Raw genomic sequence first — 26,428 nt, forward strand, 5'->3', positions numbered from 1 at the left:
AAAATTATCTGGTGCTAATTATTGATTAACTGAAGAGATACAGTACATCTTCTTTGGTCAGTTTCTTCACAAAACCGTTATCATCTGCAATGATTTCTTTTACAAGCGATTTCTTTCTCTCTTGTAATTGCAGGATTTTTTCTTCTACGGTATCCTTACAGATCATTCGGTATGCGAATATATTTTTCGTTTGTCCGATACGGTGAGTACGGTCGATAGCTTGTTGTTCTACCGCAGGGTTCCACCATGGGTCCACTATGTATACATAATCCGCAGCAGTCAGGTTCAGACCCACACCACCAGCTTTCAATGAAATCAGGAATACCCTGCAATCATCATTGTTCTGGAAGTTCTGAATAGCCTTTTCACGATCCATAGTAGAAGTACTTCCATCGAAGTATTCAAATGGAATCTTCATGTGCTGCAGTCTTTCTTTGATCAGACCCAGCATACCCAGGAACTGTGAGAACACCAGTACTTTGTGATTACCAATGTTTTCGGCAATCTCGCGGGTCAGCTCATGCAATTTCACAGAATGATTTGGATATTGTTCTGTATCGTTCAGGATAGCAGGACTATCACATATCTGACGAAGTTTCATCAGACCTTGCAGGATAGTCAGCTGGCTACGTTCCATACCCTGGTCTTCAATAACGCCCAGGATTTTAGAACGATAACTGTTGCGGTAAGCATCATAAATATGCCGTTGTTCCGCATCCATTTCGCAGAAAATAACAGTTTCAATTTTCTCCGGCAGTTCTTTCGCTACCTGTTCCTTCGTACGACGGAGGATAAATGGATATATCAGCTTACGCAGATGGTCTTTCCTTTCTTCGTCCTGGAATTTATCGATTGGCGTAGCGAATTCATTTCGGAAGAAGTCCACACTACCAAGCATTCCCGGATTCAGGAAGTTCATCTGTGCATAAATATCGAAGGTATTATTCTGCATAGGCGTACCGCTCAAAGCCAGGCGGTTCTTGGTATGCAGCAACTGTGCGGCTTTGGTTACTTTTGACTGTGGATTCTTAATTGCCTGGGATTCATCCAATACAACATAATCGAATTCCAGTTTCATCAGTAACTGTACATCGCTGCGCAGGGTACCGTAAGTGGTAATGATGACATCAAATTTCGCCAGTTCTTCGCTGCTTTTCAGTCGCGCCGGACCATGATGAATATGATGCGTTATTTCCGGAGTGAACTTGCGGATTTCATTTTCCCAGTTGTAAATAAGCGTAGTAGGACATACCACGAGGGTCATACATTGTCCATGCTTATTTTTATAATACTGGATAAATGTAAGGGCCTGAATGGTTTTACCAAGACCCATATCATCCGCGAGGATACCGCCCCATTTAATTTCGTCCAGGTAGTTCAGCCATTGGAAGCCGCTCTCCTGGTATGGACGTAATTTAGCATGGAGATTTTCCGGCAGGGCAATATTGCGGATTTCATCAAACTGCAACAGCTTTTTGCGTTTCTGTTCCAGCTCAATCACCACTGCTTCATCATCAATAAACTCATAGAGTTCATCGATTACACTGAAGTTATATTTACTGAGTTTAAGACCTTTATCTTTTTCCTCACCAACTTTAAAGAGGAGGGAATATTTGCGGAGCCATTCTTCCGGCAGCAAGCCCAGAGAGCCATCTGCCAGTTGTACGTAGTTCTGCTTATTCGCCAGGGCTGATTTGATATCCTTGATGCTTACTTTCTGATCGCCATATACTACTTCAATCTGAGCGTCGAACCAGTCGATGCCGGAACTGATCTGGAGATTGGTAACAGGTTTATGGGAACTGAATTTAAAGTTGCGCAGGTTATCAAATCCGAATACCCGTACATCCATTTCTTTCAGTGCATCGAAGAAGAGGAAGAACCAGTTGTTCTTCAATGCTTCTTTTGCACGGAGATAGAAATAGTTCTGGTTTTCGTTTTGAGAGAAGTTGGTATGCAGGGTACGTAGTTTGGCTACGAACTCTTCTTCTGCTTCTTTATTACGGTGAATAATGATCACCTTATTACCTTCCTGAACGGTGATTTTCGCATCATCATTCCATTCCACTTCCTGCCCGCGATACGAGAATCCAGGCTGGATAATGAAGGTTTCGCCCATTTCTTTCAGGTATACATGATTATCCGGTTTGAGATCGCGTACTTCAGACAGCAATCCGTTATCGAACTGGATATCATATTGCCTGCTCATTGGCAGGAGGTAATCTTTCAGGTATACTGGCCATTCTTTGTTAGGGATGCGCAGTTTTCCATTTTGTCTGAACAGTTCCACATGGAGAGAGTCTTGTGGATTCTCAAACATGTAAATCACGTTATTGTACAGGAAAAGGAGTGGGCTATCCCAGGCATTTGCAGAAACGTTCACTTCTTCTCCTTCTATGGAAACGAAGCATTGCACGTCTACATTGGTATTACCAGTATTGGTTTTAATGATGAGTTTCAGTCGCTCTGCACCCAACTGTAACGGTACCAGGTTCTTTGTTTTAAACGTCTGGCGATTGGGGAGCAGGAATATCAGACCTTGTTCAGCCAGTTGTGGAAACAGTTTGGCCAACTTCGGATGCAGGTATTCCAGCATTAGTTCTTTCGTTTCGGTGGGTAGTTCTTCCGCATTTTCGTGGGTAATGTTTTCCCAGATACCTGCGAACGGAGAGTTTTTGCTGAGGAATTTACTGACTTCAGAATTCTGGAGTTTTCTGACTGGCGCGATCAGATCGCGGTCTTTCTCCTTGTATTGATAGAAATCCACATACTTTGTCAGATCCAGTTTGCTGGCGAGAGAAACGAAGGCGGTTTGTTCATCGTTTACTTCTCCGCTGATGAGATCCAGTTTAAAGTAGGGATAGAGTGTTTCATTTGCATTGAAAACCGCTGCCAGTCGCTGCGTAACGGTGATGGTTTCATCTGTTGGCGGCGGTGGAGTGGCGGCAGCTGGTTGCCGACCGATAGCGGAGCCGTCTACGCGTTTGATACTAGAGTCCAGAACGCGGAGGAATGGTTTACCGTCGGTGTAGGTGAATGCGAATTTACCTTCCAGGTCATCTGCAAGGGAGTATCCGTAAAGGGAGAGGAGTTTGTTTTTCTCTTTATCCCAGTTGCGGAGGGTATCAAAGTAGAAGGGGCCGTGTTTCTGGAGTAATTGCAGGAACAGGGCTGTTTTATGCACGCAGAGGGCATGTTCGGTTTCATCGCAGGTGCAATGGGTATCGAAAAAGCGTTCCTCGTTGCGCTGAATGATAAGTGGATATTCTTCTCCGTCTACTTTCAGATTGGCTTCCACTTTCTCATCTTTGGCGCTGATGATTTTGGCCGGTTTACCTTTGGCGATTTCTTCTGCTTTGGCGAAGATGCTGCCGGAGGTAAGGAGTTTAATGATTTTGAGGTCGATAGACTTCATTTTCACCAGCGTATGTTGCTGATCAAACTGAGTATCAAAGCTTTCGAATTGATTTTTGTCCAGCATTTCTTGCAGCTGAAAGAGAGCTGCTGCTTCATGCCGACAGATATCCCCAAGATTATAAGGACATTGGCATCGGATGGACATGCCGTTTGTATCACCATATTTATTGATAGATACCCGATAGTAGTTGGCATGCGTGTCGCTTTTCACGCGGAAGGTCGCTGATTTTAGTACCGGGTCTGCCTCAATCAGTTCAACACCCCCGGTAGAAAATATACGCTTCCCCCTGCGGATCACTTCATCAGTGCCGTTATTGTAAACATATTTTAGCAAATGGGGTAGCGACATACTATCTGTTGTTGCCTCCTTTTATTTTACCAGCCAAAGGGTTAAAATAAGAAAAAAAAGATTCGGCAGCTGGTAAAAAGGCAATCCACAAAAGTAAGCAGAAAATCTCTTTTGAAAAAGACTTCAGCTCCTTGCCGAGGACACATCTTTTCTTTAAAAATAAGTAAAAAAAACCATTTTAAACAGCCTGGTTATCAAGTATCAGATAGCAATAAAAATCCCGGGCCCCTACAGGAGAGGCCCGGGTTTCTATTAGGCGTGAAAAAAATTACTGTTAAGAAACAGGAACTTCTGCTGTTACCAGTTCACCATTTTTGAAAATGGGGAGTACATTCGACCCATCTGGAGTGAGGCAGAACTGAATATCTTTTTCCAGGCCGTAATTCGCCAATCTTTTATAGTGGCTGGCCTGTTGCATAAAGGAGTATATATCGTCTTTTGCAGTATTGTAGAGAGACTCGGCTGCAATAGCTGAATCGCAGTCCACATTGAAATGGTCTTTGATTCTGTTTACCACAGCGCCGGCGAAGAGGGTATCTTCCATATTTACCCGGTCTTTCCAGGCAGCGCATCCGAGGATAACAGGTTGTCCTTGTGCAATGAGGTAATCGCAAACTGCGCTGATGTTAGGGAAAGATCCTGTTACAATCTGGATGGCATCTTTCGCCATATGCAGTAATTTGGTACCATTGGTGGTAGTCAGTACCAATGTTTTCCCTTCGATAAAATCGCGGGGATATTCAAATGGTGAATTCCCATGTACGAGACCTTCGGCCACTTTGCCATCGCGTTCGCCGGCAGTGATGCCCCCGATCGCGCGGCCGATATTCACACATTCTTCTACAGTAGCCACCGGGATAACTTTAGCTGCACCATTGTAAAGAGCAGTGCAGATGGTGGAAGTAGCACGCAGTACGTCAATAATTACTACGATGCTGTTTTTTACATCATAAAGATGCAGCAAAGCCGGAGATAAACATACTTCCAGGCTTGGTTTGTTGCTTTCTGTCATTCAATTGCTTTTTGCTTTAATCAAGGATCACCCGCCACTTGTCAGTCTCCGCATAGTCCTTAATAGTATCATTGCGATGGCATAGCAGCTGCGTCATATACTTCACCAGGTAAAAACGCTCTACCATCCGGCCAATCCAGCCGTATGGCGTTCCGAATTCCATCATATCAATCATCACTGTTCCATTCCCAATCTCTTTAAAGTAGTGGTCATGTTTCATGAAAGTGAAATCGCCGGCTTCCATTTCATCACAGAAGTGCCGATTCATATCCATGGCAGTGATTTTAGTTGTCAATTGCCGTAATTTTCCGAGATGCCTGGCTTGCCAGGTAACGGATTCCCCTTTTGTAATCAGTCCGGTGGTTCTTCCTTTTATAGGCTCCTCCTTAGTATGCTCCATACTTTTTTTATGAAGCGTAATACTGCGACTCAAATCAAAAACGCGTTCCAACGGGGCATGGATAACGGTTGTTAAGTGAATAGTGGGCATAGATAGAGATATGGTATAATTAAAAAATTCCGGTACCCGGAATTACAGGTACCGAAATTAATAACTTTAACCGGCTATTCATATCTAAATCTCCGGCAGATTATTTTACTTATCCCAGAAATGGCACTTTTACCACTTTCGCTTTCAGGTTCTTATCTCTTACAGAGATGAAGATTTCACCGTCCAGTGCAGCAAATGGCGTTTTCACATAGCCGAGACCGATAGCCTTCTGTAAGCTTGGCGACTGTGTACCAGAGGTTACGCGACCGATAACGTTACCAGCTGCATCCTTGATCTCATAGTCGTGACGCGGAATACCCTTGTCTACCATCTCAAATCCTACCAGTTTCTGTTCTAAACCATTGGTTTTCTGTGCTTCGAAGATAGCGCGGGAAGGGAAATCTTTGGTGAATTTGGTAATCCATCCCAGACCAGCTTCCATTGGAGAAGTACGGTCGTCAATATCATTACCATACAGGCAGAAGCCCATTTCCAGACGGAGCGTATCGCGAGCGCCCAGACCAATTGGCTTCAGACCTTTACCCAGAGAGAACAATGCATCCCAGATTTTATTCGCTGCACCGTCTACATCTTCGAAATATATTTCGATACCACCCGCTCCGGTATAACCAGTTGCACTGATCAATACATTCGGAACACCTGCAAATTCACCTTTCTCGAAAGTGTAGTATTTCAGGTTTACCAAGTCTACCGCTGTCAGTGGCTGGAGCATGCTAGTCGCATTCGGGCCCTGAATAGCAAGGAGACAGGTTCTGTCGGAAATGTTGTGCATTTCCACATTATTGGTGTTGAACTGGCTGATCCAGTTCCAGTCTTTTTCAATATTGCTTGCATTCACTACCAGCATATATACATTGTTTGGCTCAACGCAATATACCAGCAGGTCATCCACGATACCGCCTTCATTGTTAGGCAGACAGCTATACTGCGCTTTACCAGCAGTCAGTTTGGAAGCATCGTTGGAGGTAACACGCTGGATCAGGTCCAGCGCATGCTCACCTTTTAAAATAAACTCGCCCATGTGGCTCACATCAAAAACTCCTGCATTGGTGCGTACGGCCTGATGTTCATCGTTGATCCCTGTATAGGATATTGGCATGTTGTAACCTGCGAATGGAGCCATTTTTGCGCCCAGCGCAATGTGTTTTTCTGTAAAAGGCGTGTTTTTCATACTTTATTTTTAAAACGCGGCAAAAATAGCATTTTGCCCTTTACCAACGATAATCACTTTCCGACGAATGACGTTTCCCAGACCAAAGTAATATATTATAAATAGCTAATATACAATCCAATAGTAAAAAAAGATGTGGCATGAAATTCCTTGTAGGTGCAGGGTAATTTGTAATTTTGCCCCACATCCAAAACAGTTTGCTGTGAAAAAGATAACCTGGCTGTTACCAATGGTAGTTTCCACATTGTTTGTAAATGCGCAGAGAAAAACTGACCGCAAAACCCTGACAAACCTGCAAATGCATATTGCTTATCTCAGCAGTGACAAGCTGGAAGGCCGCCGTACAGGCGCGCCCGGCGAGAAGTTGGCTGCAGATTATATTAGCGAACAGATGCGGCAAATAGGTCTGTCACCAAAAGGGACAGCAGATTTTTTGCAATCTTTTACTGTAAAAGAAGGACTGGAACCGGCAGCCTCCTGCAACTTTGAACTGAATCACAAGTTACTGGAAGCCGGCACTCACTATATTCCATTGCCTTTCACCGCCACCAAATCCGCCAAAGGCGAGGTACTGCCCCAAGCCAATGAACCAGATAATATCTGGTTGATCAATGTGGCAGATATAGATTCCACGAAATATAAATCCAGACTGGAACTCTATCGCAAGGAAACTGCTACCGCCGCACAATCCGGGGCTACTGCCGTCATATTTTACAACGGAGGCGAATCCTCAGATCTGATAAACAGTTGGCTGGTGCAAACCGCAGCAGGCGCCATCCCTGCCATCTGGGTAGATAAAGACATCAGTAAAGTCCTCGACGACGAGAATGCCAACAGCTTTCTCATTCAGTTACACACTGAACTGAAACCTGTAAAACGTACAGGCATTAACGTGATCGGCTATATCGACAACAACGCAGAACATACCATTATCGTCGGCGCTCACTATGATCACCTCGGCTTCGGTGAAGATAATAACGGCCTTACCAAAGGCCATGTTTTATACCATGGCGCCAATGATAATGCCAGCGGTATCGCTGCAATGCTGGAAATCGCCCGCCAGCTGAAAGCCTCCAAACTGCGTCATAACAACTACCTGTTTGTAGCTTTCTCCGGCAATGAACAAGGGCTCAGCGGCTCCAAATACCTGGCAGCCAATAGTCCTGTAGACTTGTCCACCGTCAATTATATGATCAATCTGGATATGATCGGCCGCCTCAATCCTGCAAACGGTATACAAATAGCTGGCGTTGGTACCAGTCCCACCTGGACGCAATTACTCAATGGTGCGGTAAAAGATACCAAAGTAGTATACAATACCAGCGGCATCGGACCTTCTGATCATACAGCCTTCTATAGAAAAAATATTCCGGTTTTGTTTTTCTGCACCGATCGGGAAGACTTCCACCAACCCGGGGATGTAGCAGATAAAATCAACTATGAAGGCACCCTCACTGTCATGAAAGTAGTGTATGACCTGATCGATAAAGCGGATAATCTGCAAAAACTGGCATTCAGTGCCACTCCTGACACCCTATCGGGTGTTACCAAATAATAAAAGCTGATGTTGATATAGAAACGAATTTTATAAATTCGCAATTCGTTACTGGAGCAGCAAAATGGTTTACTGCCCCGTAATGCGTAATTTGTAATTCGTAATCAACTTCCTCAATGGACGAAAAACTGGCGGTAGTATACCGATACTTTCAGCTACTGGAGCACTTTTCAGTGGATGCTGCTGAATTCGCCGGAATCTTTCATCCTAATATCATTCAGACAGAATATCCTAACCAGATGTCGAATGATATCAAACAAAGGAATTTCGATATCATCCTGGAAAGCATGGCAACTACCAGGTTGATCCTCAAATCACAGCACTATAGCGTGCTAAAAGCTTTTGAAAACGGTAATACGCTGGTGGTAGAAGCCAAATGGACAGGTGAAATAGGAGTGGATGCCGGAAAATTTCGTCGCGGACAAGTAATGAAAGCTTTTATTTGCAGTATCATTGAGTTTCGGGATGGCAAAATCTACCGTCAGCGAAATTATGATTGCTACGAACATCAATAAAAAAGATATGGGAAAAGTATTTTCGTTGCTGGCGCTGGCCACCAGCCTTTTGCTCGCTTGCAACCCTGAGCGTGAAAAAACCGGCGACAGATCCAGCTACGATGTGATCACAGAAAAAAGTTATGTATACCGGGAAAGCAAACCTGCACCAGGCCCGTTGACAGACTCCGTGCTGGCACTGAAAAAACAAATCACCGACTACCTCGATCAACAAGGCTTTAAGCCGCATATGGCCGCGAAAGACAGTCTCCTGTTCGAACGCGCCAACAAACAGGAAGTCATGATCGAACTCCCGGCGCCGCAGGACATATGGCAGTCGAATACCATCATCGTCTTCGATCCAGTTAAAAATCCCCTGTTCATCAATTTACACAAGGGAACAGCTCAAATTGATCATTACCTTCAATCTAAATAATCCGGTTTAAAATTGCCTATCAAACAGCAAATAAAACTCACCGTAGATGCGGTTGTGTTTGGATATATACCCAAAGAAGGGATCGTGGTACTACTGATTAAGCGCACCATTGAACCCTTCCTGCACAGCTGGGCCCTGCCCGGCGGATTCGTACGCGATGAGGAATCCCTCGAAAATGCCGTTACCAGGGAACTGCTCACAGAAGCAGGCGTTAATATCAACTACCTGGAACAACTCTATACTTTCGGTATGCCTAACCGCGATCCCCGCGGCCGTGTAGTGTCTATTGCCTATTTCGGGTTGGTAAATCCTACCAATTACAAGCTGGCCGCCAGCTCCGACGCAGAAGACGCCACCTGGTTCAATATCAAAGAACTCCCGGATCTCGCCTTCGATCACGCTACTATCATCGACCTGGCCGTAAAACGCCTCCGCAATAAAATCAGATACGAACCTATCGGGTTCGAACTGCTCGATAAAAAATTCCCGATCGCCGATCTGGAAAAACTCTACGAAACACTACTGGACCGACCCATCGACCGTCGTAACTTCCAGAAAAAAATCAATCACCTGGGCATCCTCATTGCACACAACGAAAAACAAAAACAAGTGTCGCAAGGCCGCCCAGCCAAACTTTTCAGCTTCAATGAAGAGAAATACTTCCAGCTGAAAAAAGACGGAATGGCCTTCGAAATTTAAGCAAAAGGCTATTTTGTGTATTTTTTACAAAAATTATTTTGGTAGTTCAAAATACCTGTTTATATTTGTGTAACAATTACGCAAAATAGCTCGAAGATGCAAGTACAAAAGCCCACAGGAGTTATTATAGCCCGGTTCCAGACACCCGTTCTGCATGAAGGACACCTGGAAATCATACGGCAGGTGAAGGAAAACCATAACAGGGTCCTCATCGTCCTCGGCGTCAGCCCCGTTAAAGGCAGCCGCAAAAATCCACTGGACTACTATACCCGCGAACGAATGATCAAACAACTGTTCCCGGAAATAATTGTCCTCCCCCTCAGCGACCAGAAATATGATGACGTCTGGTCCGCAAAATTGGACGAACTCCTTCGTACCAACTTCCCACATGAATCATTTGTTCTTTACGGCAGCAGAAATAGTTTTATCGGTACCTACAGCGGGAAATACAAAACCCACGCCCTGGCGCCAGTGAAAGACTATAACGCTACCGCCATGCGGGAAGAAATCTCCGATAAAGTATTCGATACCGCCGAATTCCGCTCCGGCATTATATATAACACTTACAGCCTCTTTCCCTCTGTTTATGCGACCGTCGACATCGCCGTATTCAGAAACAACAGACATGAACTGTTACTGGGAAGAAAGTCGAATGAAAAAGCCTGGCGACTTCCAGGAGGATTTTCAGATCCGGAAGATGAATCCTTCGAAATAGCCGCCAAACGCGAATTACAGGAGGAATGCGGACAGTTTGAAACCACCCCGATGGAGTATGTATGCTCCCGCAGGGTAAACGACTGGCGCTACCAAAGTGAAACCAACAAAATCATCACCACGCTTTTCGCCACCAACCTCGTTTACGGCGAAGCCGCTCCCGGCGATGATTTGGAAGCGCTCAAATGGGTAACGGTAACGGATATACCACAAATGATAGCAACCGGCACTATAACGGACACGCATATCCCGTTACTGCAAATCCTCCTCGAAAAATTTACTACCAACGCTTAAAATGATGAGCCATGACTAAAGAGAATCTTATCCTCCTCGCTGATGCATACAAATACTCTCACCATAAATTATATCTCCCCGGAACGCAATTCATCTATTCCTACATGGAAAGCAGGGGCGGTAAATTCGATGAAACCGTTTTCTATGGCCTCCAGTATTTCCTGAAAGAATATCTCGAAGGAGTAGTCATCACGAAAGAAAAACTAGATGAAGCAGCAGGAGAGCTGCAAGAAGTTTTCGGGAGACCCGATGTCTTCGACAGATCCCGGTTTGAATATATCATCGAAAAACATGGCGGCAAACTCCCAGTGCGCATCAAAGCCATTCCCGAAGGCACGGTGGTGCCTGTACGAAATGTACTGATGACAATAGAAAACACTGATCCGGAATGTTTCTGGCTCACCAACTTCCTGGAAACCCTCTTAATGCAGGTTTGGTATCCTTGTACCGTAGCCTCTCTTTCCAGGGAAATCAAAAAAGTTATCAAACATTATTACGATAAAACCGCCAGCAACGAGGCTTTCGCTGGAATAGACTTCGTACTGAATGATTTCGGGTTCCGCGGCGCCAGCTCCGTGGAAAGTGCAGGCATCGGCGGAAGCGCCCACCTGGTCAACTTCTCCGGCAGCGATACCATTGCTGGTTCCACCCTCGCCAAAAAATATTATCAGGCAAAAACTGCCCCCGGCCTTTCCATCCCCGCTACTGAACATAGCATTTGTACCCTACTCGGCGAAGAAGGTGAACTCGAGATCTTCAAACATGTACTCAACACCTTTCCAACCGGCACCATTGCCTGCGTATCCGACTCCTACAATATCTTCCGCGCCTGCGAAGAATATTGGGGAACCGAACTGAAAGAACAAATCCTCAGTCGCCAGGGGACCCTCGTTATCCGTCCCGACAGCGGAGATCCTGTACAAACACTACTGCGTGTCTTCCAAATCCTGATGGACAAATTTGGTTACACTACGAATGAAAAAGGATATAAAGTGCTTCCGCCACAAGTACGCGTTATTCAGGGCGATGGCATCAGCTATAGCTCTATCCCACCCATCTTTGCCGCTTTGGAAGAAGCAGGTATCAGTGCAGAAAATCTCGTACTGGGAATGGGCGGCGCATTATTACAACGCGTCAACCGCGATACACAAGAGTTTGCACTGAAATGCTCGTTTGCACAAGTAAATGGTAAACAAATCGATGTGCAGAAAATGCCAGTAGAAATGGATAAAGACGGAAACCTCCGCACTTCCTTCAAAAAATCAAAAGCCGGAAAACTCAAACTGGTAGCGCAAGACGGACAGTTCACTACACTCCGCCAGGACGAACATCCTGAGCTGCCGGACCACCTGATCACTGTTTTCGAAAATGGTCACCTCACGAATCAGATCACTTTCGAAGAAGTTAGAAAAAATGCAGTTTTATAATGTAAAAAAAGGAGCAACAGCTATATCAAAAAAGGGTTAGATGTCCGCGACGTCCAACCCTTTTTTGATTTTACAAGAAGGGTCTTACTTTCATTTTACGAACTTTCAATATACCCTCCTTTCTTAATTTAACGCAGGAATGTAACTGATAATAATCTGACCTGCAGCAATTTCCTCACTGGTAATTGTATAAACAAGCGAACAAGTTTTTGTATCAGTAATAAAACATGCCGAAACTGTATCGCCTTCACTGACATATACCGCCCCTGAAAGGCTGGAAGGACAAGCAATTGGGGTTGTTTCCGTACTTCCGTCTTCATGTTTAAATGTTACAACAGGAGGAATAACAGGTTTTACCATACAAACGCCCACCTTAGCGCCGGCATCTGCTGAATAATAAAACCTTACTCTAACAAAGCCTGATACTTTTCTGAATGCTGTTACTTCATCTTCCCGGTTGCGCATAGTTGGAGTTTTTAAACCAGGTTCAACAGGCTTCGCATGGGCGCCTAACGCGGCCAACAATAAAATCTCGGATAAACAGAGTGCTTTCATAGAGAATAACTTTTAATCGTTGTAATGGTGTAATAGTGTAATGAGGCTGAATTAACGGGCGTAAGTCTTAGCGGCTAGAAAATATTATCCCTTAACACACGAAAACACGAAAGGGTTATAGAATATTTTGTTAAAACCGCATCCTAGCAACCAGTCTGAAGCATAGTGCAATCGTCGTCTTTCCAATGCCCCATCTCTTCCTTATATTGCAATCCTGTTAAACCTTTCCTGCCATGTACTTATTAATTCCAGGACGCCATCACCTGCTGACCGACTTCCAGTTCAAATACCTCAACGGACTTGTCAACAGCAGGAGAGAGGGCCATATCGAAGGCATCATTTTCGCCGTTACCTCCGCCAACCATGGCGGCACCAAAAGGAATCCTATTCCATTTTACCTCCGCGCCATGATTATCCAGGAGTTCAGTAGCTACCTGGACGTTCCGGTACATATTTACGGTATCGATGACGCCGGCGTCATTACTAACTTCACCGGCTATACGCTGAAAACCATCCGGCACGCCAGCGAAGGATTACATAGCCTCACACCAGAAAATACGCTCGTAGTTTGCTCTACTGAAGTTCGGAAGATGTACAGCGCGCTGGGCTTCCGCATCCTCACTGCAGAATGGGATGAGCAACGGCAACAACAGACCGCCCCCATGCCCTGGGATGTAGTGAAAATGATCGCGCAAACGGCCGACTGGAAAACAGATACCGCCATCCTGAATGAAATGCATCCTGCCGCTTATAAAATCTGGTCGTTATATGGTTTGGGAGACAAGGTCCGGCAGATCCTGAAAGATCCCATCATTGGCTCAGATGGCGATCTCACTGCTACCCGCGATTATGCAGAGTACGTGAAACAGATGGATGATATCGCCGCCCTCAAATACCGGGAAACAGCACCGTATATTATCCCCGGAAATATCGGCGATATCGGCTGCGCCGCCGGCTCCTGGATTAAGATCGCCTGCGAAGATGACCGCCTCCATGAGTGCGACTTCTACGGCATCGAGGTATCCCGTCATTTATACGATATCTGTCTGCAACGCCGTCATAATGGAGAGTTCTCCAACCCATCCGTTTTCTTCGCACAGAAGAATGCAGTATCCGGTACCGTTTTCGAACCCGGCGCCATGCATACCATACATACTTCTTCGCTCACCCATGAAATCGCCTCCTACGGTAGCATAGAAGACCTAAAAACGTTTATACATCATCGTTATAATGAATTACAACCCGGCGGCGTATGGATCAACAGGGATGTAACAGGCCCGGCTAACAGACACGAAACGGTGCTACTATGGCTGAATGCCGAAGATGGCGACAGTCATCTCCCGAAACCCGATACCACGGACACGCATATACTGGCTTCCTGGTTATCGAAGCTTTCCACAAAAGCATTATTCCAGCAGTTTGCAAAAGACTTCCGCAAACAGGAAGGTTATGCGCTCCCACATACATGGGTGGAAATAGCCGGAAACACTTACTGCCAGCTCTCCATGCAGGACGCCTGCGAATTCATGTTCACCAAAGATTACCACGATAACTGGTACAGCGAAATGCATGAAACCTTCTGTTTCTGGAACTTTGAAGACTGGAAAACACATCTGGAAGAAGCCGGATTCAGACTGGATAATCTGTCCCATCCTTACCGTAATGAATGGATTGTAAAAAACAGACTGGAAGGGAAAGTACAGTTGTTCAGACAGCTGGAAAACGGCCAGTTGGAGCCCATTCCATTCCCCGACTCACACATGCTGCTCCTGGCAAGAAAATAAGAGAAAAAAGAAAGCCGGAATAAGATTATTCCGGCTATTACCTAAACCTACAACTGTTACACTGTTAGTAACGATCTTTAAATATTTTGAGATGTAATCTTTCTTAGTTTACATGAACTTCATCCAGCGGTACTTCTTCATACGAAGCCACCATGCGCTGACGGATATATCGTTTCTTGGAAAGGCGGCCCATACCGAGTTTCGCCATACCCATATCCACAATCATATACACCACAGGCACTACAATCAGCGTCAGGAACATAGAGCTGATCAGCCCTCCTATGATTACCCATGCCAGACCGTTCTTAGTAGAGGCCACACCGCCTGTTGCCAGTGCGATAGGCAGCATACCAATCACCATCGCGATGGTAGTCATGAGAATTGGACGCAAACGCGCATTATTCGCATGAATCAACGCCTGGAAGGTACTTTGTCCCTGCTCTTTCATCTGGTTCGTAAAATCGACCAGGATGATCGCATTCTTCGCTACCAGACCAATCAACATAATCATACCCAGGAGGGTGAAGATGTTCAGTGTGTTATTGGTCAGCGCCAATGCCAGGAGCGCACCGATGATTGCCAGTGGAATGGAGAATAATACTACAAATGGATAAATATAGTTATCGTACAAGGCCACCATGATCAGGTATACCATTACGATTGAAATCAGCAATGCAGCGCCTAATGTTCCGAAGGAGTCTCCCTGATTTTCAGCATCGCCACCAAATACGAAGCTAACGCCGGCAGGTCTTTTCATTTTCTCCAGCTTAGCCTGGAACTCCTGGGTTACAGTACCGGATGGGCGACCCATTACCTGCGATTGTACAGATACAGAAGTATTTTTATCTCTACGCTCCAGGTGACTTGGACCGGAGCCTTCTGTTACTGTTGCAAATTGCGACAATTTTATGAGTTGTCCTTTTTTATTTATGAACTGAATGTTCGCAACATCGTCCAGATTTTTTCTGTTGAAGTCATCAAAACGGATATTGATATCGTATTCATAATCGCCCTGACGGAATTTCACTTTAGAATCGTCTGCAGTACCACTGAATGCAGTTTGCATAGTACCGCCCACGTTATCCAATGTCAGGCCGAGAGCCGCCATTTTATCACGGTCCACCTGTACGTTGATTTCCGGGTTACCTTCTTCCACAGAGAGTTTCACCTCACTGCTACCAGGAATGGTTTTCAGCGTGTCCATAGCAATTTTTGCGAAGGCCATTACGCTGTCCATTTCAGAACCCATAACAATCAGCTCTACTGGCGCACGTTCAGCTGTACCAAGAATGCTCACATCGGTAGTTTTTACTTTCACACCTGGCAGTTTCTCTTTCAGCTCTTTTTTGATCTTCGCAGCATAGATATCAGAAGCATCTTTACGTTCTTCTGCTGGCACCAGCATTACGGTGATCTCAGATTTATAGGCAGTGGACTGTGAGGTACCAAAACCATCTTCGGAAGTCTGACCTACTGTAGTAATCAGTCGCGTTACTTCTTTCTTGCCTTTCAGGATTTTCTCTGCTTCACGGGTGGCCAGGTTGGATTGCTGTACAGATGCATCTTTTGGCATTTCCAGCATCACGATGAACTGACCGCGGTCACCTTTAGGAATAAACTCGCCACCGATATAACCTTTACCAATCAACGTGAAGGAAGCAAACAGCAGCGCCACCGCGAACCCAATAGTCCAGCGTTTGTGATTGAGCGCCCAACGAAGGATTCCTGTCATCCAGTTAGTAAATTTCAGCAGTTGTTTTTCAAACCAGAGGATGAATTTCTCGAATGCATTCTTACCAGTGATATGTTCCAGCTTACCAAAGCGGGAAGACAAGAGTGGTACAATCATGAAAGACGAGAGCAAACTCAACATGGTAGAAATCATTACCACCACGCAGAACTCACGGAGGATCTTTGATACCAGTTCGTTGGTTAATGAAATCGGCAGGAACACCACCACGATTACCAGGGTAATAGAGGTAACGGTAAAACCTATCTCTTTCACACCATCAAAGGCGGCACGAACACGGTTTTTACCCATCTCCATGTGGCGGTATATATTTTCCAGTACCACAATCGCATCATCCACCAGGATACCTACTACCAGGGATAAACCCAGCAGGGACATCAGATTGAGAGAGAAGCCCATCAATTTCATACCGATAAAGGTCGCAATCAATGATGCCGGGATAGAGATCATTACGAATAATGCACTGCGGATACTGTGCAGGAACAACAGCATTACAATCGCCACCAGGATTACCGCCAGGATCAAGTCATGAATTACGGAGTCGGCAGATTCCAGGGTAAACTCAGAAGAATCGTTTGCCACGAGAACTTGCAGGCTGTTGGCCGCATATTCTTTCTGGATCTTGTCGATCGCTTTTTTCATTTCTTCAGAAACCGTTACCGCGTTGGCATCGGTTTGTTTCTGTACCTGGAGCGCAATGGCGTTTACGCCGTCTACACGGGCAATACGTTCTGCATCTTTCTGGGCATCCTGTACATCTGCCACATCGCCCAGTCTTACTTGTGTACCATCGTCAGTAGTTTTAATGACGAGGTTATTCAGTTGGGCAACGTTTTTATACTTACCCGCCAGACGGATCAGGATCTGCTGGTCGGCTGTTTTTACTTTACCGGTAGGGAAGTCCAGGTTCGCATTGGTAATCAGCTGACGCAGTTCCATTATGGACATACCAAATGCCTGTAACTTCTTAGGGTCCACGTTTACCTGGATTTCACGTTCCTGACCGCCAATCAGCGATACCTGTGCCACACCTGGAAGGCGGGAGAGGATTGGCTGGATTTTTTTATCCATCAGGTCATAGAATGCTTTATCATCCATTTTAGCGGTGGCGGATAAAGTCATGATCGGTAAGTCATCAATAGAGAACTTATTGAGAGACGGCGGTTTCGCATCTCCCGGCAGGTCTGCCAAAATCGCGTTCACCTTACGTTGCGCGTCCTGCAATGCGATATCTACATTCGCATCGTTGTTCAGTTCTACTGTGATAATGGAAAGGCTTTCAGAAGATTTGGAAGTTATCTTCTTGATTTTTTCCATGGATGCTACCGCATCCTCAATTTTTTTAGTGATGGTACTTTCCACCTCATTGGGGGAAGCGCCAGGATATATCGTCGCAATTGTTACGATCGGGGAGCTGAACTTAGGCAGGAGCTCATAGTTCAGTGATTTATAGCTCATCACGCCCAGCAGTGTGAGGATGGTAAATACCACCACCACAATAGTGGGTCGTTTTATCGATACTTCAGTAATCTTCATGTTGCAAAAGTTTGATCTGTCTGCTGATTATTTGGCGCCCTGTTGCACGGTAACTGATGCACCGTCGGAAAGGTTGATCTGACCGCTGGTGATGATAGTTTCACCTTCGTTCAGCCCTTCGCGTACTTCCACCTGGTCGCCAACGATGCGGCCAGCTACTACTTTGCGTTTTCTTGCGATGTTCTTGTCCAGTACATAAATTTCATTACTGTTTACACCACCAATGAAGGCAGTACGGGCAATGAACATAGCTTTATCTGTTTCAGGAGAAGTGAAATGTGCAGTACCATACATACCCGCTTTCAGTTCTTTACCGCTTACATTGGTTACTTCCATTTCTACCGGGTAGTTCAGGGAGTTATCACCTTTTGCAGCGATGAAAGTGATGACAGCTTCATATTTTGTTTCTGGGAATACAGTAGAAGTAACTTCTACTTTCTGTCCTTTTTTCAAAGTAACCACTTGAGATTCAGGCACGGCCACCGCCAGTTTCAGGCGACTCACATCCACGATATCAAACATTTTGTTGCCTGGTGAGAGGTAAGCGCCTTGTTCGATATACTTTTTATTGATCACGCCGGAGATAGGCGCTTTCACGTAAGTATCGTTAACGCGGCGACTAGCAGCTTCGTAGCGGGTTTTAGCCACATCGTACTGCAGGCGAGCATCATCTACTTGTTTCTGGGTAACGCCGCCAGTCTGGAAAGCAGACTCATATCTTTCTTTATCTACTTTCAGTTGGCTGAGATTAGCTTTAGCAGATGCCAGGTCCGTGCTGAGGATTTCGCCATCCACATAAGCGATGGGTTGTCCTTGTTTTACCACGCTTCCTTCGTCCACGAGGAGTTTGGTAATACGACCGGAGGTTTCCGCCAGGTAAGACAGTTCACGGATAGGCGTGAAGTTACCATTGGCCAGGAAGCCCTGTGAGAAATCATTACGGGATACTTTTTGTACCAATACTGGCACATCGCCGATATTACTTTCTTTTACGAATGCGATTTTAGCCTCGTTCGCCTTTTTATTTGCGTTGAGTTTCCACAAGATCAGTACTACTGCTCCAACCGATACCAGTCCCCAGATAATTACTTTTTTCATCTGCAAATAGTTTGTGTTTATTTCTTGCTTTTCAGCAGGTAATTTTCGTTTATACGTTTAGTTTAGAAGAGATTTCAGATTGCCTTTGCTTTTGATGATCTCCAGTTCTGCCAGTTTATATTGGAGCAGTGCGGAGTTGTAGGAGTTCTGTGCATCTGTCAGTGATGTTTCCGCATTCAGCAAGTCGGTCAATCCGGCCAGGCCCAGGCGATAGTTGTTCTGGGTAGAGTAGTACACTTCATTCGCCAGTTCCATATTTTCCTTTTGTGCCTGAATGGCATTGATATTGGTGCGCATGGTCAGTTTCGCATTCTGATATTGTGTATTCAGCGCCAGTTTGGTTTCTTCTGTTGTCAGGTGTAGCTGACGCAGGGAAACGTTGGCCTGGCTTACTCTGGAGCGGCGTCCGAAGCCATCGAAGATGGGTATTTTCAGGGAGAGGCCGATGGCAGAAGAACCGTACCACAGCGTACTGTTTTCCATTCCTTTAGCAAAAGCCCATTGGTTACTCATACCGTTATAGTAGTAGCGACCGAAGGCAGAGAGGGAAGGATAGTTTTCAGCTTGGTAGGCCTTTTTCTGGAACTGTTGCAGTTCTTCCTGTTTTCTGAGTATTTTCATCTCCGTTCTGTCTTCCAGGTTGAGTTCATCGTACTGTAAGATACCAGCAGCATTTGTTTCGATATCTTTCAGGGATGCAACGGGAATAGAGAAGGCGGATTCCAATGGCATACCCATTACGCGTTTCAGGTTGTTGGTTTGCATGCCAAACTGATTCGCGAGTTGAATACGTTGGGTCTGATAGTTGGTCAGATTCACCTTAATCCTATCTAAATCGATTTTCTTAGCTAATCCGTTCTCGAATTGTGATTTTGTGGTAGTAACCAGTTGGGACAATTTCACGATGTTGCTATCAATGCTTTTGATATTTTCTTGCGTGATGAGTAACTGGTAATATAGTTGAGACACGTTGTATATCAGGTCTTCGGTAGACTGTTGTGTCTGGAGCGTATAATATTGTTCACCAGCTTTTGCAGCTTTCAGGCCTGTAAATACGGACTGGTTGTATATCTGCTGGTTGAGTTCTGCACCGATGGCAGTGCTGTATTTCACACCGAAAGCCATTACCAGGTTCTGACCAGGCATACCCAATTTATCGCCTGGCAGAATTGATTTCTGCAATTGGAGGTTATCAGTATAGTTACCGGAGCCATTGATTTGTGGGAGTGCTTGTGCACGTACTTCTTCCGTTTTGAATTTACCCATTTCCTCATCCATTTTTGTTCTGGCGAGGCCCTGGTTATTGTTGATTGCAAATTTCAACGCTTCCTGAAGAGTCAGTGGCGTTTGAGCATAGCAATGAGATACACCTATCCCCAGCAGGAGGATAAGCGACAACTTTAATCGCTTCATACTGTTTAGATTAGCCTTGTAAGTAGTTTATACTTCTTCTTTGATTTGCAGATATTGATATGCGAGTTTATGTCCTTGAAGTGTAGCAACTCCCAGTATAAAATGGGTTGTGACTTCATCCATCACTTTGTGCATTTCATAATGGTCAGCTGGGTAGTGAATTGGGTCAAAAGCAGCTTCCAGCTGTAGTTGGCGCATACGTGCTACGATATCTATATCCAGGTTTTTGCGGTAAAGTCCTTCAGACATGCCGCGTTTTAAGTTTTCTTTTATGCCGTACAGGATACAGTCAGTTCGGAACAGCTCCACTTCTTTCCAAGTATCCGGATGATATTTTTCGATTTCAAAAAGCATGACAGGATTTAAGGTCCTGGCTTTAGAGCGGATGAACTGCATTTGGTTCACCAGTTCTTCGATGGCATTGGCGGTTTCCGTATGATTTTTTTCAGCAAACTGGATATGATCGTTCAGGAGTTCTCTTAAAGCATCATTGATCAGTGATTGTTTGTCTTCAAAATGTTCGTACAGCGTTTTCTTTGATATGCCGCAATCGCGGGCAATATCGAACATGGTAACACCTTTTACGCCGTAGGTTCTGAACATTTTCAGCGCTGTCTCCATTATCCTATCCTTCACTACCATGGTTTCCGTTTGTTTATGCCTGAATGCCTTTTACAAATATTTCTAATAGTGCTTTTTGTTGTTCCATTACGCGTTCAAAGAGTTCCACATCTATATCGTTGTTTTTATGAACGAGGTCAGGAACGGTAAAGCGTAGGCCCATCATGGCTTGTGTGAGCAGGATAGCGGTTTTTTCCACGTCTTCTACTTTAAACTCGCCTGTATTCACACCGTGCTGGATGATAGCAGCATGGATTTCTATTTCTTTTCTTTTGGCGGCAATCATTTGTTCCTGGACGGTCACGCTACAGTCGTTCAATAATTTGAACAATTCCAGTCTACAGAACCGGGAAATAAAGCTGCGGCGGATTTCCACCAGTTTAAATAATGCCTTTGTTGCAGATGTTGCGTTCTGGGCTTCCTTTTCCATTTCCTGGAAATAGGTTTCACCAATTTTCTGCAATACTGCCTGGTGCATCCCGTTCTTATCCGGAAAATAATAGTAAAGGGATGCTTTCGAACAACGAAGGTCTTCGGCGATCTCGTTCATGGTGGTTTTACTAGCGCCGTACTGTGTAAAGCGCTTCAAAGCTGCCACGAGGATCTTATCCCGCATATCGTCCTTGTTATCTGCTTGCATTAACTTTCTGACTTTTTTAGTTTCAAGGTCAAAATTAGATAGTTTTTTTTAATAAGTAAAGAGAAATATGCCTTTAACAATGATTTAACTTTTCGAATTTAAAAGTCAAAAGGTCAGAATTAGGGAGATACGTGACTTTCGGGCATAAAAAAACGCCCGCCTGTAGAGGGCGGACGTCTTTCTTAACTATTAAAATTGCACTATTTCAGTTTAACGAGGGCGGCTTCCAGTTTTTCTAACATTGCTGGAATTTCCTCTTTCACGCAGGTACCAACGCTGAGGCGGTACCAAGGTGAGTTTTTATCGCCACCGAATGCGTAGAAAGGAACCAGGCCCATTTTAGCCTCATCCAGGATGTAGGAGGTAACGGCTGCCTGATCGGCCAGTACATTGCCTTCAGCAGTCTGTTTGCCTACCAGATCGATTTTGATGGTCAGGTAGATAGCCGCTTGCGGAGCAATGGCATCTACTTTATGGCCGGCTTGTTTCAGTTTATCGAAGCCTTCGTAGATTTTCACGAGGCGTTCTTCGATTTCGGCTTTGAAGTGTTTCAGGTATTTATCCACATTTTCTGTCTGCACGAGGTAGCGGGCAGCAGCTTTTTGTTCTGCCATTGGGCTCCAAGCGCCTACATGGGAGAGGATGGCCTTCATTTTACCGATTACGTGAGCGGGTCCGAGGGCCCAACCAACGCGAACGCCGGTAGCAGCAAAGGCTTTACTCATACCATCGATGAAAATGGTGTAATCTTTCATGGCCGGACGGAGAGAAACCGGGTTATGGTGTTCTGTGTTACCGAAGGTCAGTACCCAGTACATCTGGTCAAACATCACATAGAGTGGTTTTTGATCAGCGCCACGGGATTTGTTTTCTTCCAGTACGAGGTCACAGATTTCTTCCAGTTGTTTCTTGCCGAAAGCAGTACCGGTAGGGTTCTGCGGAGAGCAAAGTGCCAGGAGGGTAGCTCCTTTCAGCAGTGGTTTCAGTTCAGCCGCTGTAGGCATGAAGAAATTCTCCGGAGTTGTCTGCAATACCACGTGTTCTGCTTCCAGGAAGTGCGTATAGTGGTTATTGTTCCAGGAAGGAGTTGCGTAGATGACTTTTTCTCCGCGGTCTACGATAGTTCTGAAAGTAGCGTAGATAATAGGACGTCCGCCGCAGGAGATAACAATTTCCTTAGCTGGGTCGTAGGAGAGGCCTTCACGGGAGCTAATAAAATCGCCTACTGCCTGTCTTAATTCTGCAATACCATCGGCAGGAGGGTAGTTGGTCAGGTGCTCCTTGTAAGCAGTTATGATTTCCTGCTCAAACTCAACCGGAATAGGGAAAACCTTCGGATCAAAGTCGCCGATCGTAAAGTTATAGATCTTATCGCCCTTGGCCTGTTTCTCCTTAATTTCAGCTGCGAGCTTAATGATTTCGGATCCAATCAGTGTTTCGGCTAAATGAGAAAGTTTCATAACCTGCTTTTTTTGTTGGTTTTGGAAGTTTTTTTGCGCGGCAAAAGTAACCCATTTGTATATAATTTAAAAGAAACAATTAGTTCTTTTCATATTATCCAATTTTTGGCACAAAAAACATGATTTTATCTAAAACACCACTCATATTGCCCCAAAACATTCAATATTATTTTTTCAATTAATGTGAGAAACCAGGGATGTTCTTGTGAAAAAACGGGGATATCCTCGTGTATAAGATGTGATGAAATTAGGCTGATTGACAAAACTTTCTATCTTTGTTTCCTGTACATTTACACCTTTTATTCAGGGTATCATGTGAACAGACAGGCCACAACCGGTGTTGACATGGCGCAATGAATAACAAGCAAACTTAATAAGATCATGAAATTTATTGTTTCTTCCTCTACTTTACTTAAACAATTACAACAGATCAGCGGTGTTATCAATTCCAACACAGTATTGCCTATACTGGAGGACTTCCTGTTCCTGATTGACAAAAACGAACTGACAGTAGTTGCCACAGACCTGGAAACTGTTATGCGGGTGAAGCTGGAGGTGGAAGCGAAAGAAAATGGAAGGGTATGTATCCCTGCCAAAATTCTGATGGATTCCCTGAAGAACCTGCCGGATCAACCATTGACTTTCCACATCGATCTGAACTCTTATGCAGTGGAAATTACTTCCGACAATGGTAAGTACAAGGTAATGGGTGAAAATCCGGAGAATTTCCCGAAAGAACCAGCTGCTGACGAAACTACGTCCTTTACCATGACCGCCACCGGCCTGGTAACTGCCATTAATAAAACGCTGTTTGCTGTCAGCAACGACGATCTCCGTCCTGCTATGACCGGCGTATTCTTCGAACTGGCTCCAACCAGCCTGACATTCGTTGCCACAGACGCTCACCGTCTGGTAAAATACGTAAGAACAGATGTAGCTTGCCCTAAGGCGGATTCCTTCATCGTGCCTAAAAAGCCGCTGAACCTCCTGAAATCACTACTGCCAGACAACGATTCCCAAATCAAAGTGTCTTACAGCCAGAACCACTTCTTCGTGCAACACGAAGGCGCTCAGATGATCTGCCGCCTCATCGATGCCCGTTTCCCGGATTATAAAGTGGTCATTCCAAAAGATAATCCATACCGCCTTACCCTGGTGAAGAGCGACTTCCAAAACGCCCTCAAACGCGTTGGTGTGTTCGCAAACAAATCTACCAACCAGGTGGCACTCAATATCACCGGCAGCGAACTGCAACTCTCTGCTCAGGATGTGGACTTCTCCTTTGAAGGTAACGAACGTATGAACTGCCAATACTCCGGCGACGACATGCAGATCGCTTTCAACGCGAAATTCCTCATCGAAATGCTGGGCGCCGCCGAAGGCGATGAAATCAACATCGAACTGGCTACCGCCACCAAAGCAGGTATTCTGAAACCTTCCGAAAAAGAAGAAAATGAAGACCTCCTCATGCTGGTAATGCCACTCATGCTGAATAACTAATATGCCTACACTAAGTATAAAACTTTGCTAAAAGTTTTTGCTTGATGCATAATGATAATACATAAAGCAATCTCTCCCAGAGAGGTTGCTTTTTTCTTTGCCTGTAGCGGAAAACAACCCTTTTTTATTCCCCAAATAGTTGTAATTTTTATACGGAAAAAGAAACGCATCAGTCTCGTTCTAAGAATCATTATCCCCGGATATTACCCATCAGCCGAAATAACGGTGGCGCATAAACGATTGTAACACGAAAAAGAAGGGTACCTGCCGTTATCACCTACTTGTAAGCTCCCATATCCCACCGTGATGTTAATGTATTTGTTGTTGGCCGAATAAGCTGGTAATCAGAACCTATATATATAATGGTTTCGTTTTTCGAACATATTCCGACTCCCTACCGCCTGGCAATATTGCTGGGAGCATTGCTATTGCTGTGGGTATTGGAAGGCATTATCCCCAGGTTCTCCTTTAAAGGCAACAAAATTCGGCATGCAGGCATCAATCTCTTCTTTACCCTGACCACCGTTGTACTGAATACCATTTTTGCATTCGCTATTCTAAAAGCCTCCGTATGGACCAGCGAACACCATTTTGGCCTCTTATACCTGGCGCCATTGCCTTTATGGCTACATGCCCTGTTGGCCGTTATGTTACTGGATTTCATCGGCGCATATCTCGTACACCTGATACAGCATAAAACTGCCTGGATGTGGCAGTTTCATAAAATTCATCATATAGATAAAGAAATAGACGCTACTACGGCATTAAGGCATCATCCGGTGGAAAACTTATTTCGTATAGCCGCCCTGCTGCTGGGTGTACTGGTAGCCGGCGTACCTTTCTGGATGGTTATGCTCTATCAGACGGTTTCGGTATTAATGTCGCAGGTAACACATGCCAACATTAAACTTCCTAAATGGCTGGACGACGCAATGAGCTGGGTGATTGTATCTCCGGATATGCATAAAGTGCATCATAGCACCTATCAACCGGAAACGGACTCGAATTACGCGAATATATTTTCATTGTGGGACAGACTTTGCGGCACCTTCGTGAAAGTAAAAGATACTACCGCCCTGCATTATGGACTGGATGAATACCAGGAGTCACGATATGAACATGTAGGCCCGTTGCTGGAAGTGCCCTGGGAAAAACAACAACAAAGTTCACCTCAACTCTAAATACCATCGTATATGCAACACTCAACAACGTTAACGAAAACAGCCTGTATCGGTTCATTAGTTTTAGGCGTACTGTCAGCAGCATTTGCTTTCATTACAAAAACGCCTTTAGACGGTGTAATCCTGAGCGCAATTGCCCTTGTAGTAGGATTCACTTCTCTCTACATCGGACGAAAGAATATTGAAGATATGCAACTGGCTACAGCAGGCATATTCTTCGCTGTAGTGGGCTGCCTGATAGGATTATGGCAGATCTATAATTGATGAACAATGAAGCGATAGTAATGTATTATTTAATGCGGCGGTACTTCTCCGTATATCCCTCCGCAGCTTTAACAGGGAATAATACAAGCGTAGTATCTGTAAGTTCTTTTATCAAGGTAGTATCCACAACAGTAGTAGTATCTCTGACACCCTCGGAATGATTCCACAATAACAAGGTGTCATGCATCAGTTCCCATTTCTCATATACCAAAGTGTACATGTTAATGGAAGCTGCACTGCCGTTCTTTCTCAGATGAAAACCCTGCATTTCCTTTTCCAGGCCCGCTACGGGCTGAATCCACTTTCCTATGAGCTTGGCTGCATCCACATGCAGCGTATCTGCAACAGCGGTAATGCTGTCCTGAACAATGGCATTACTGCTGTCAGCAATACTTATTAAACTGCTGTCATGCACAGACTCCTCTTTACTGCTCTTTCCACCTCCACAAGCAACACATGCTCCCGTCAGCAAAACCAGCATTCCTTTCAGATATCCTTTTACCATGGAATAAAAATACAATTGTTGTCAGAATTACCAACTCAATAT

The 26,428-nt window shown here is 44.9% G+C and carries 22 protein-coding genes; 10 read left to right on the forward strand and 12 right to left on the reverse strand.

Annotated features, from left to right (window positions below; translation table 11 throughout):
• Positions 1–25 precede the first annotated feature (25 nt).
• From CLV59_RS05445 to gcvT, 4 genes are all read right to left on the reverse strand, one after another.
• On the reverse strand, positions 26–3,766 hold the full coding sequence (locus tag CLV59_RS05445; protein WP_111591010.1) for a DEAD/DEAH box helicase: 3,741 nt from the start codon (positions 3,764–3,766) through the stop codon (positions 26–28).
• A 274-nt stretch (positions 3,767–4,040) separates the two neighbouring features.
• Entirely contained in the window at positions 4,041–4,778 is a 738-nt protein-coding gene (locus CLV59_RS05450) for a 2-phosphosulfolactate phosphatase (protein ID WP_111591011.1), read from the reverse strand.
• A gap of 16 nt (positions 4,779–4,794) precedes the next feature.
• A complete protein-coding gene (locus CLV59_RS05455) occupies positions 4,795–5,268 on the reverse strand; it encodes an SRPBCC family protein (protein ID WP_111591012.1) in 474 nt (157 codons plus the stop codon).
• Positions 5,269–5,377: 109 nt separating this feature from the next.
• Entirely contained in the window at positions 5,378–6,460 is a 1,083-nt protein-coding gene (gcvT, locus tag CLV59_RS05460) for a glycine cleavage system aminomethyltransferase GcvT (protein ID WP_111591013.1), read from the reverse strand.
• A 202-nt stretch (positions 6,461–6,662) separates the two neighbouring features.
• On the opposite strand from gcvT, the gene CLV59_RS05465 reads away from it, so the two are divergent.
• From CLV59_RS05465 to CLV59_RS05490, 6 genes are all read left to right on the forward strand, one after another.
• Entirely contained in the window at positions 6,663–8,015 is a 1,353-nt protein-coding gene (locus CLV59_RS05465; protein ID WP_170137654.1) for a M20/M25/M40 family metallo-hydrolase, read from the forward strand.
• A 116-nt stretch (positions 8,016–8,131) separates the two neighbouring features.
• Positions 8,132–8,530 (forward strand): nuclear transport factor 2 family protein, encoded by a 399-nt coding sequence (locus CLV59_RS05470; protein ID WP_111591015.1) that lies wholly within the window; start codon positions 8,132–8,134, stop codon positions 8,528–8,530.
• 7 nt (positions 8,531–8,537) lie between these two features.
• A complete protein-coding gene (locus tag CLV59_RS05475) occupies positions 8,538–8,945 on the forward strand; it encodes a hypothetical protein (protein WP_146616134.1) in 408 nt (135 codons plus the stop codon).
• A gap of 12 nt (positions 8,946–8,957) precedes the next feature.
• Positions 8,958–9,644, forward strand: coding sequence for an NUDIX hydrolase (locus CLV59_RS05480; protein WP_111591017.1), 687 nt, complete (start codon positions 8,958–8,960; stop codon positions 9,642–9,644).
• 96 nt (positions 9,645–9,740) lie between these two features.
• The gene (locus CLV59_RS05485; protein WP_111591018.1) at positions 9,741–10,652 is read left to right on the forward strand and encodes an NUDIX domain-containing protein; all 912 of its coding nucleotides are present in this window, start codon (positions 9,741–9,743) and stop codon (positions 10,650–10,652) included.
• A gap of 11 nt (positions 10,653–10,663) precedes the next feature.
• A complete protein-coding gene (locus tag CLV59_RS05490) occupies positions 10,664–12,079 on the forward strand; it encodes a nicotinate phosphoribosyltransferase (RefSeq protein WP_111591019.1) in 1,416 nt (471 codons plus the stop codon).
• Between the two features lie 123 nt (positions 12,080–12,202).
• On the opposite strand, the gene CLV59_RS05495 is transcribed toward CLV59_RS05490, so the two are convergent.
• Complete coding sequence (locus tag CLV59_RS05495; RefSeq protein WP_111591020.1) at positions 12,203–12,634, reverse strand: hypothetical protein; 432 nt, start codon at positions 12,632–12,634, stop codon at positions 12,203–12,205.
• A gap of 233 nt (positions 12,635–12,867) precedes the next feature.
• Here CLV59_RS05495 and CLV59_RS05500 point away from each other — a divergent pair, with 233 nt between their 5' ends.
• Complete coding sequence (locus tag CLV59_RS05500) at positions 12,868–14,418, forward strand: class I SAM-dependent methyltransferase (protein ID WP_111591021.1); 1,551 nt, start codon at positions 12,868–12,870, stop codon at positions 14,416–14,418.
• A 103-nt stretch (positions 14,419–14,521) separates the two neighbouring features.
• Here CLV59_RS05500 and CLV59_RS05505 read toward each other — a convergent pair whose 3' ends face one another.
• From CLV59_RS05505 to CLV59_RS05530, 6 genes are all read right to left on the reverse strand, one after another.
• A complete protein-coding gene (locus tag CLV59_RS05505) occupies positions 14,522–17,704 on the reverse strand; it encodes an efflux RND transporter permease subunit (RefSeq protein WP_111591022.1) in 3,183 nt (1,060 codons plus the stop codon).
• A gap of 27 nt (positions 17,705–17,731) precedes the next feature.
• Positions 17,732–18,802 (reverse strand): efflux RND transporter periplasmic adaptor subunit, encoded by a 1,071-nt coding sequence (locus CLV59_RS05510; protein WP_111591023.1) that lies wholly within the window; start codon positions 18,800–18,802, stop codon positions 17,732–17,734.
• Between the two features lie 57 nt (positions 18,803–18,859).
• Positions 18,860–20,215 carry a TolC family protein gene (locus CLV59_RS05515; RefSeq protein WP_111591024.1) on the reverse strand — a complete coding sequence of 452 codons (1,356 nt, stop codon included), beginning with the start codon at positions 20,213–20,215 and terminating at the stop codon, positions 18,860–18,862.
• 27 nt (positions 20,216–20,242) lie between these two features.
• Complete coding sequence (locus CLV59_RS05520) at positions 20,243–20,857, reverse strand: TetR/AcrR family transcriptional regulator (protein ID WP_111591025.1); 615 nt, start codon at positions 20,855–20,857, stop codon at positions 20,243–20,245.
• A 13-nt stretch (positions 20,858–20,870) separates the two neighbouring features.
• Positions 20,871–21,476 carry a TetR/AcrR family transcriptional regulator gene (locus CLV59_RS05525; RefSeq protein ID WP_111591026.1) on the reverse strand — a complete coding sequence of 202 codons (606 nt, stop codon included), beginning with the start codon at positions 21,474–21,476 and terminating at the stop codon, positions 20,871–20,873.
• 200 nt (positions 21,477–21,676) lie between these two features.
• On the reverse strand, positions 21,677–22,936 hold the full coding sequence (locus CLV59_RS05530; RefSeq protein WP_111591027.1) for a pyridoxal phosphate-dependent aminotransferase: 1,260 nt from the start codon (positions 22,934–22,936) through the stop codon (positions 21,677–21,679).
• A 381-nt stretch (positions 22,937–23,317) separates the two neighbouring features.
• Here CLV59_RS05530 and dnaN point away from each other — a divergent pair, with 381 nt between their 5' ends.
• From dnaN to CLV59_RS05550, 3 genes are all read left to right on the forward strand, one after another.
• Positions 23,318–24,436 (forward strand): DNA polymerase III subunit beta, encoded by a 1,119-nt coding sequence (gene dnaN, locus CLV59_RS05535; RefSeq protein WP_111591028.1) that lies wholly within the window; start codon positions 23,318–23,320, stop codon positions 24,434–24,436.
• Between the two features lie 362 nt (positions 24,437–24,798).
• Positions 24,799–25,617: a sterol desaturase family protein gene (locus CLV59_RS05545; protein ID WP_111591030.1), complete on the forward strand. Its 819-nt coding sequence runs from the start codon at positions 24,799–24,801 to the stop codon at positions 25,615–25,617.
• 12 nt (positions 25,618–25,629) lie between these two features.
• Positions 25,630–25,881, forward strand: a complete 252-nt coding sequence (locus CLV59_RS05550) for a hypothetical protein (protein ID WP_111591031.1) — start codon at positions 25,630–25,632, stop codon at positions 25,879–25,881.
• 25 nt (positions 25,882–25,906) lie between these two features.
• Here CLV59_RS05550 and CLV59_RS05555 read toward each other — a convergent pair whose 3' ends face one another.
• Entirely contained in the window at positions 25,907–26,386 is a 480-nt protein-coding gene (locus CLV59_RS05555; protein WP_111591032.1) for a lipocalin-like domain-containing protein, read from the reverse strand.
• Positions 26,387–26,428 lie beyond the last annotated feature (42 nt).

Origin of the sequence: Chitinophaga dinghuensis (assembly GCF_003259435.1) — a bacterium.
Taxonomy (GTDB): Bacteria; Bacteroidota; Bacteroidia; order Chitinophagales; family Chitinophagaceae; genus Chitinophaga; species Chitinophaga dinghuensis.

What these genes read in the sequence shown, in the direction of transcription:
- CLV59_RS05445 (WP_111591010.1), bottom strand. Translation starts at nt 3,766, where the DNA reads ATGTCGCTACCCCATTTGCTAAAATATGTTTACAATAACGGCACTGAT.
- CLV59_RS05450 (WP_111591011.1), bottom strand. Translation starts at nt 4,778, where the DNA reads ATGACAGAAAGCAACAAACCAAGCCTGGAAGTATGTTTATCTCCGGCT.
- CLV59_RS05455 (WP_111591012.1), bottom strand. Translation starts at nt 5,268, where the DNA reads ATGCCCACTATTCACTTAACAACCGTTATCCATGCCCCGTTGGAACGC.
- gcvT (WP_111591013.1), bottom strand. Translation starts at nt 6,460, where the DNA reads ATGAAAAACACGCCTTTTACAGAAAAACACATTGCGCTGGGCGCAAAA.
- CLV59_RS05470 (WP_111591015.1), top strand. Translation starts at nt 8,132, where the DNA reads ATGGACGAAAAACTGGCGGTAGTATACCGATACTTTCAGCTACTGGAG.
- CLV59_RS05475 (WP_146616134.1), top strand. Translation starts at nt 8,538, where the DNA reads ATGGGAAAAGTATTTTCGTTGCTGGCGCTGGCCACCAGCCTTTTGCTC.
- CLV59_RS05485 (WP_111591018.1), top strand. Translation starts at nt 9,741, where the DNA reads ATGCAAGTACAAAAGCCCACAGGAGTTATTATAGCCCGGTTCCAGACA.
- CLV59_RS05490 (WP_111591019.1), top strand. Translation starts at nt 10,664, where the DNA reads ATGACTAAAGAGAATCTTATCCTCCTCGCTGATGCATACAAATACTCT.
- CLV59_RS05495 (WP_111591020.1), bottom strand. Translation starts at nt 12,634, where the DNA reads ATGAAAGCACTCTGTTTATCCGAGATTTTATTGTTGGCCGCGTTAGGC.
- CLV59_RS05500 (WP_111591021.1), top strand. Translation starts at nt 12,868, where the DNA reads ATGTACTTATTAATTCCAGGACGCCATCACCTGCTGACCGACTTCCAG.
- CLV59_RS05505 (WP_111591022.1), bottom strand. Translation starts at nt 17,704, where the DNA reads ATGAAGATTACTGAAGTATCGATAAAACGACCCACTATTGTGGTGGTG.
- CLV59_RS05510 (WP_111591023.1), bottom strand. Translation starts at nt 18,802, where the DNA reads ATGAAAAAAGTAATTATCTGGGGACTGGTATCGGTTGGAGCAGTAGTA.
- CLV59_RS05515 (WP_111591024.1), bottom strand. Translation starts at nt 20,215, where the DNA reads ATGAAGCGATTAAAGTTGTCGCTTATCCTCCTGCTGGGGATAGGTGTA.
- CLV59_RS05520 (WP_111591025.1), bottom strand. Translation starts at nt 20,857, where the DNA reads ATGGTAGTGAAGGATAGGATAATGGAGACAGCGCTGAAAATGTTCAGA.
- CLV59_RS05525 (WP_111591026.1), bottom strand. Translation starts at nt 21,476, where the DNA reads ATGCAAGCAGATAACAAGGACGATATGCGGGATAAGATCCTCGTGGCA.
- CLV59_RS05530 (WP_111591027.1), bottom strand. Translation starts at nt 22,936, where the DNA reads ATGAAACTTTCTCATTTAGCCGAAACACTGATTGGATCCGAAATCATT.
- dnaN (WP_111591028.1), top strand. Translation starts at nt 23,318, where the DNA reads ATGAAATTTATTGTTTCTTCCTCTACTTTACTTAAACAATTACAACAG.
- CLV59_RS05545 (WP_111591030.1), top strand. Translation starts at nt 24,799, where the DNA reads ATGGTTTCGTTTTTCGAACATATTCCGACTCCCTACCGCCTGGCAATA.
- CLV59_RS05550 (WP_111591031.1), top strand. Translation starts at nt 25,630, where the DNA reads ATGCAACACTCAACAACGTTAACGAAAACAGCCTGTATCGGTTCATTA.
- CLV59_RS05555 (WP_111591032.1), bottom strand. Translation starts at nt 26,386, where the DNA reads ATGGTAAAAGGATATCTGAAAGGAATGCTGGTTTTGCTGACGGGAGCA.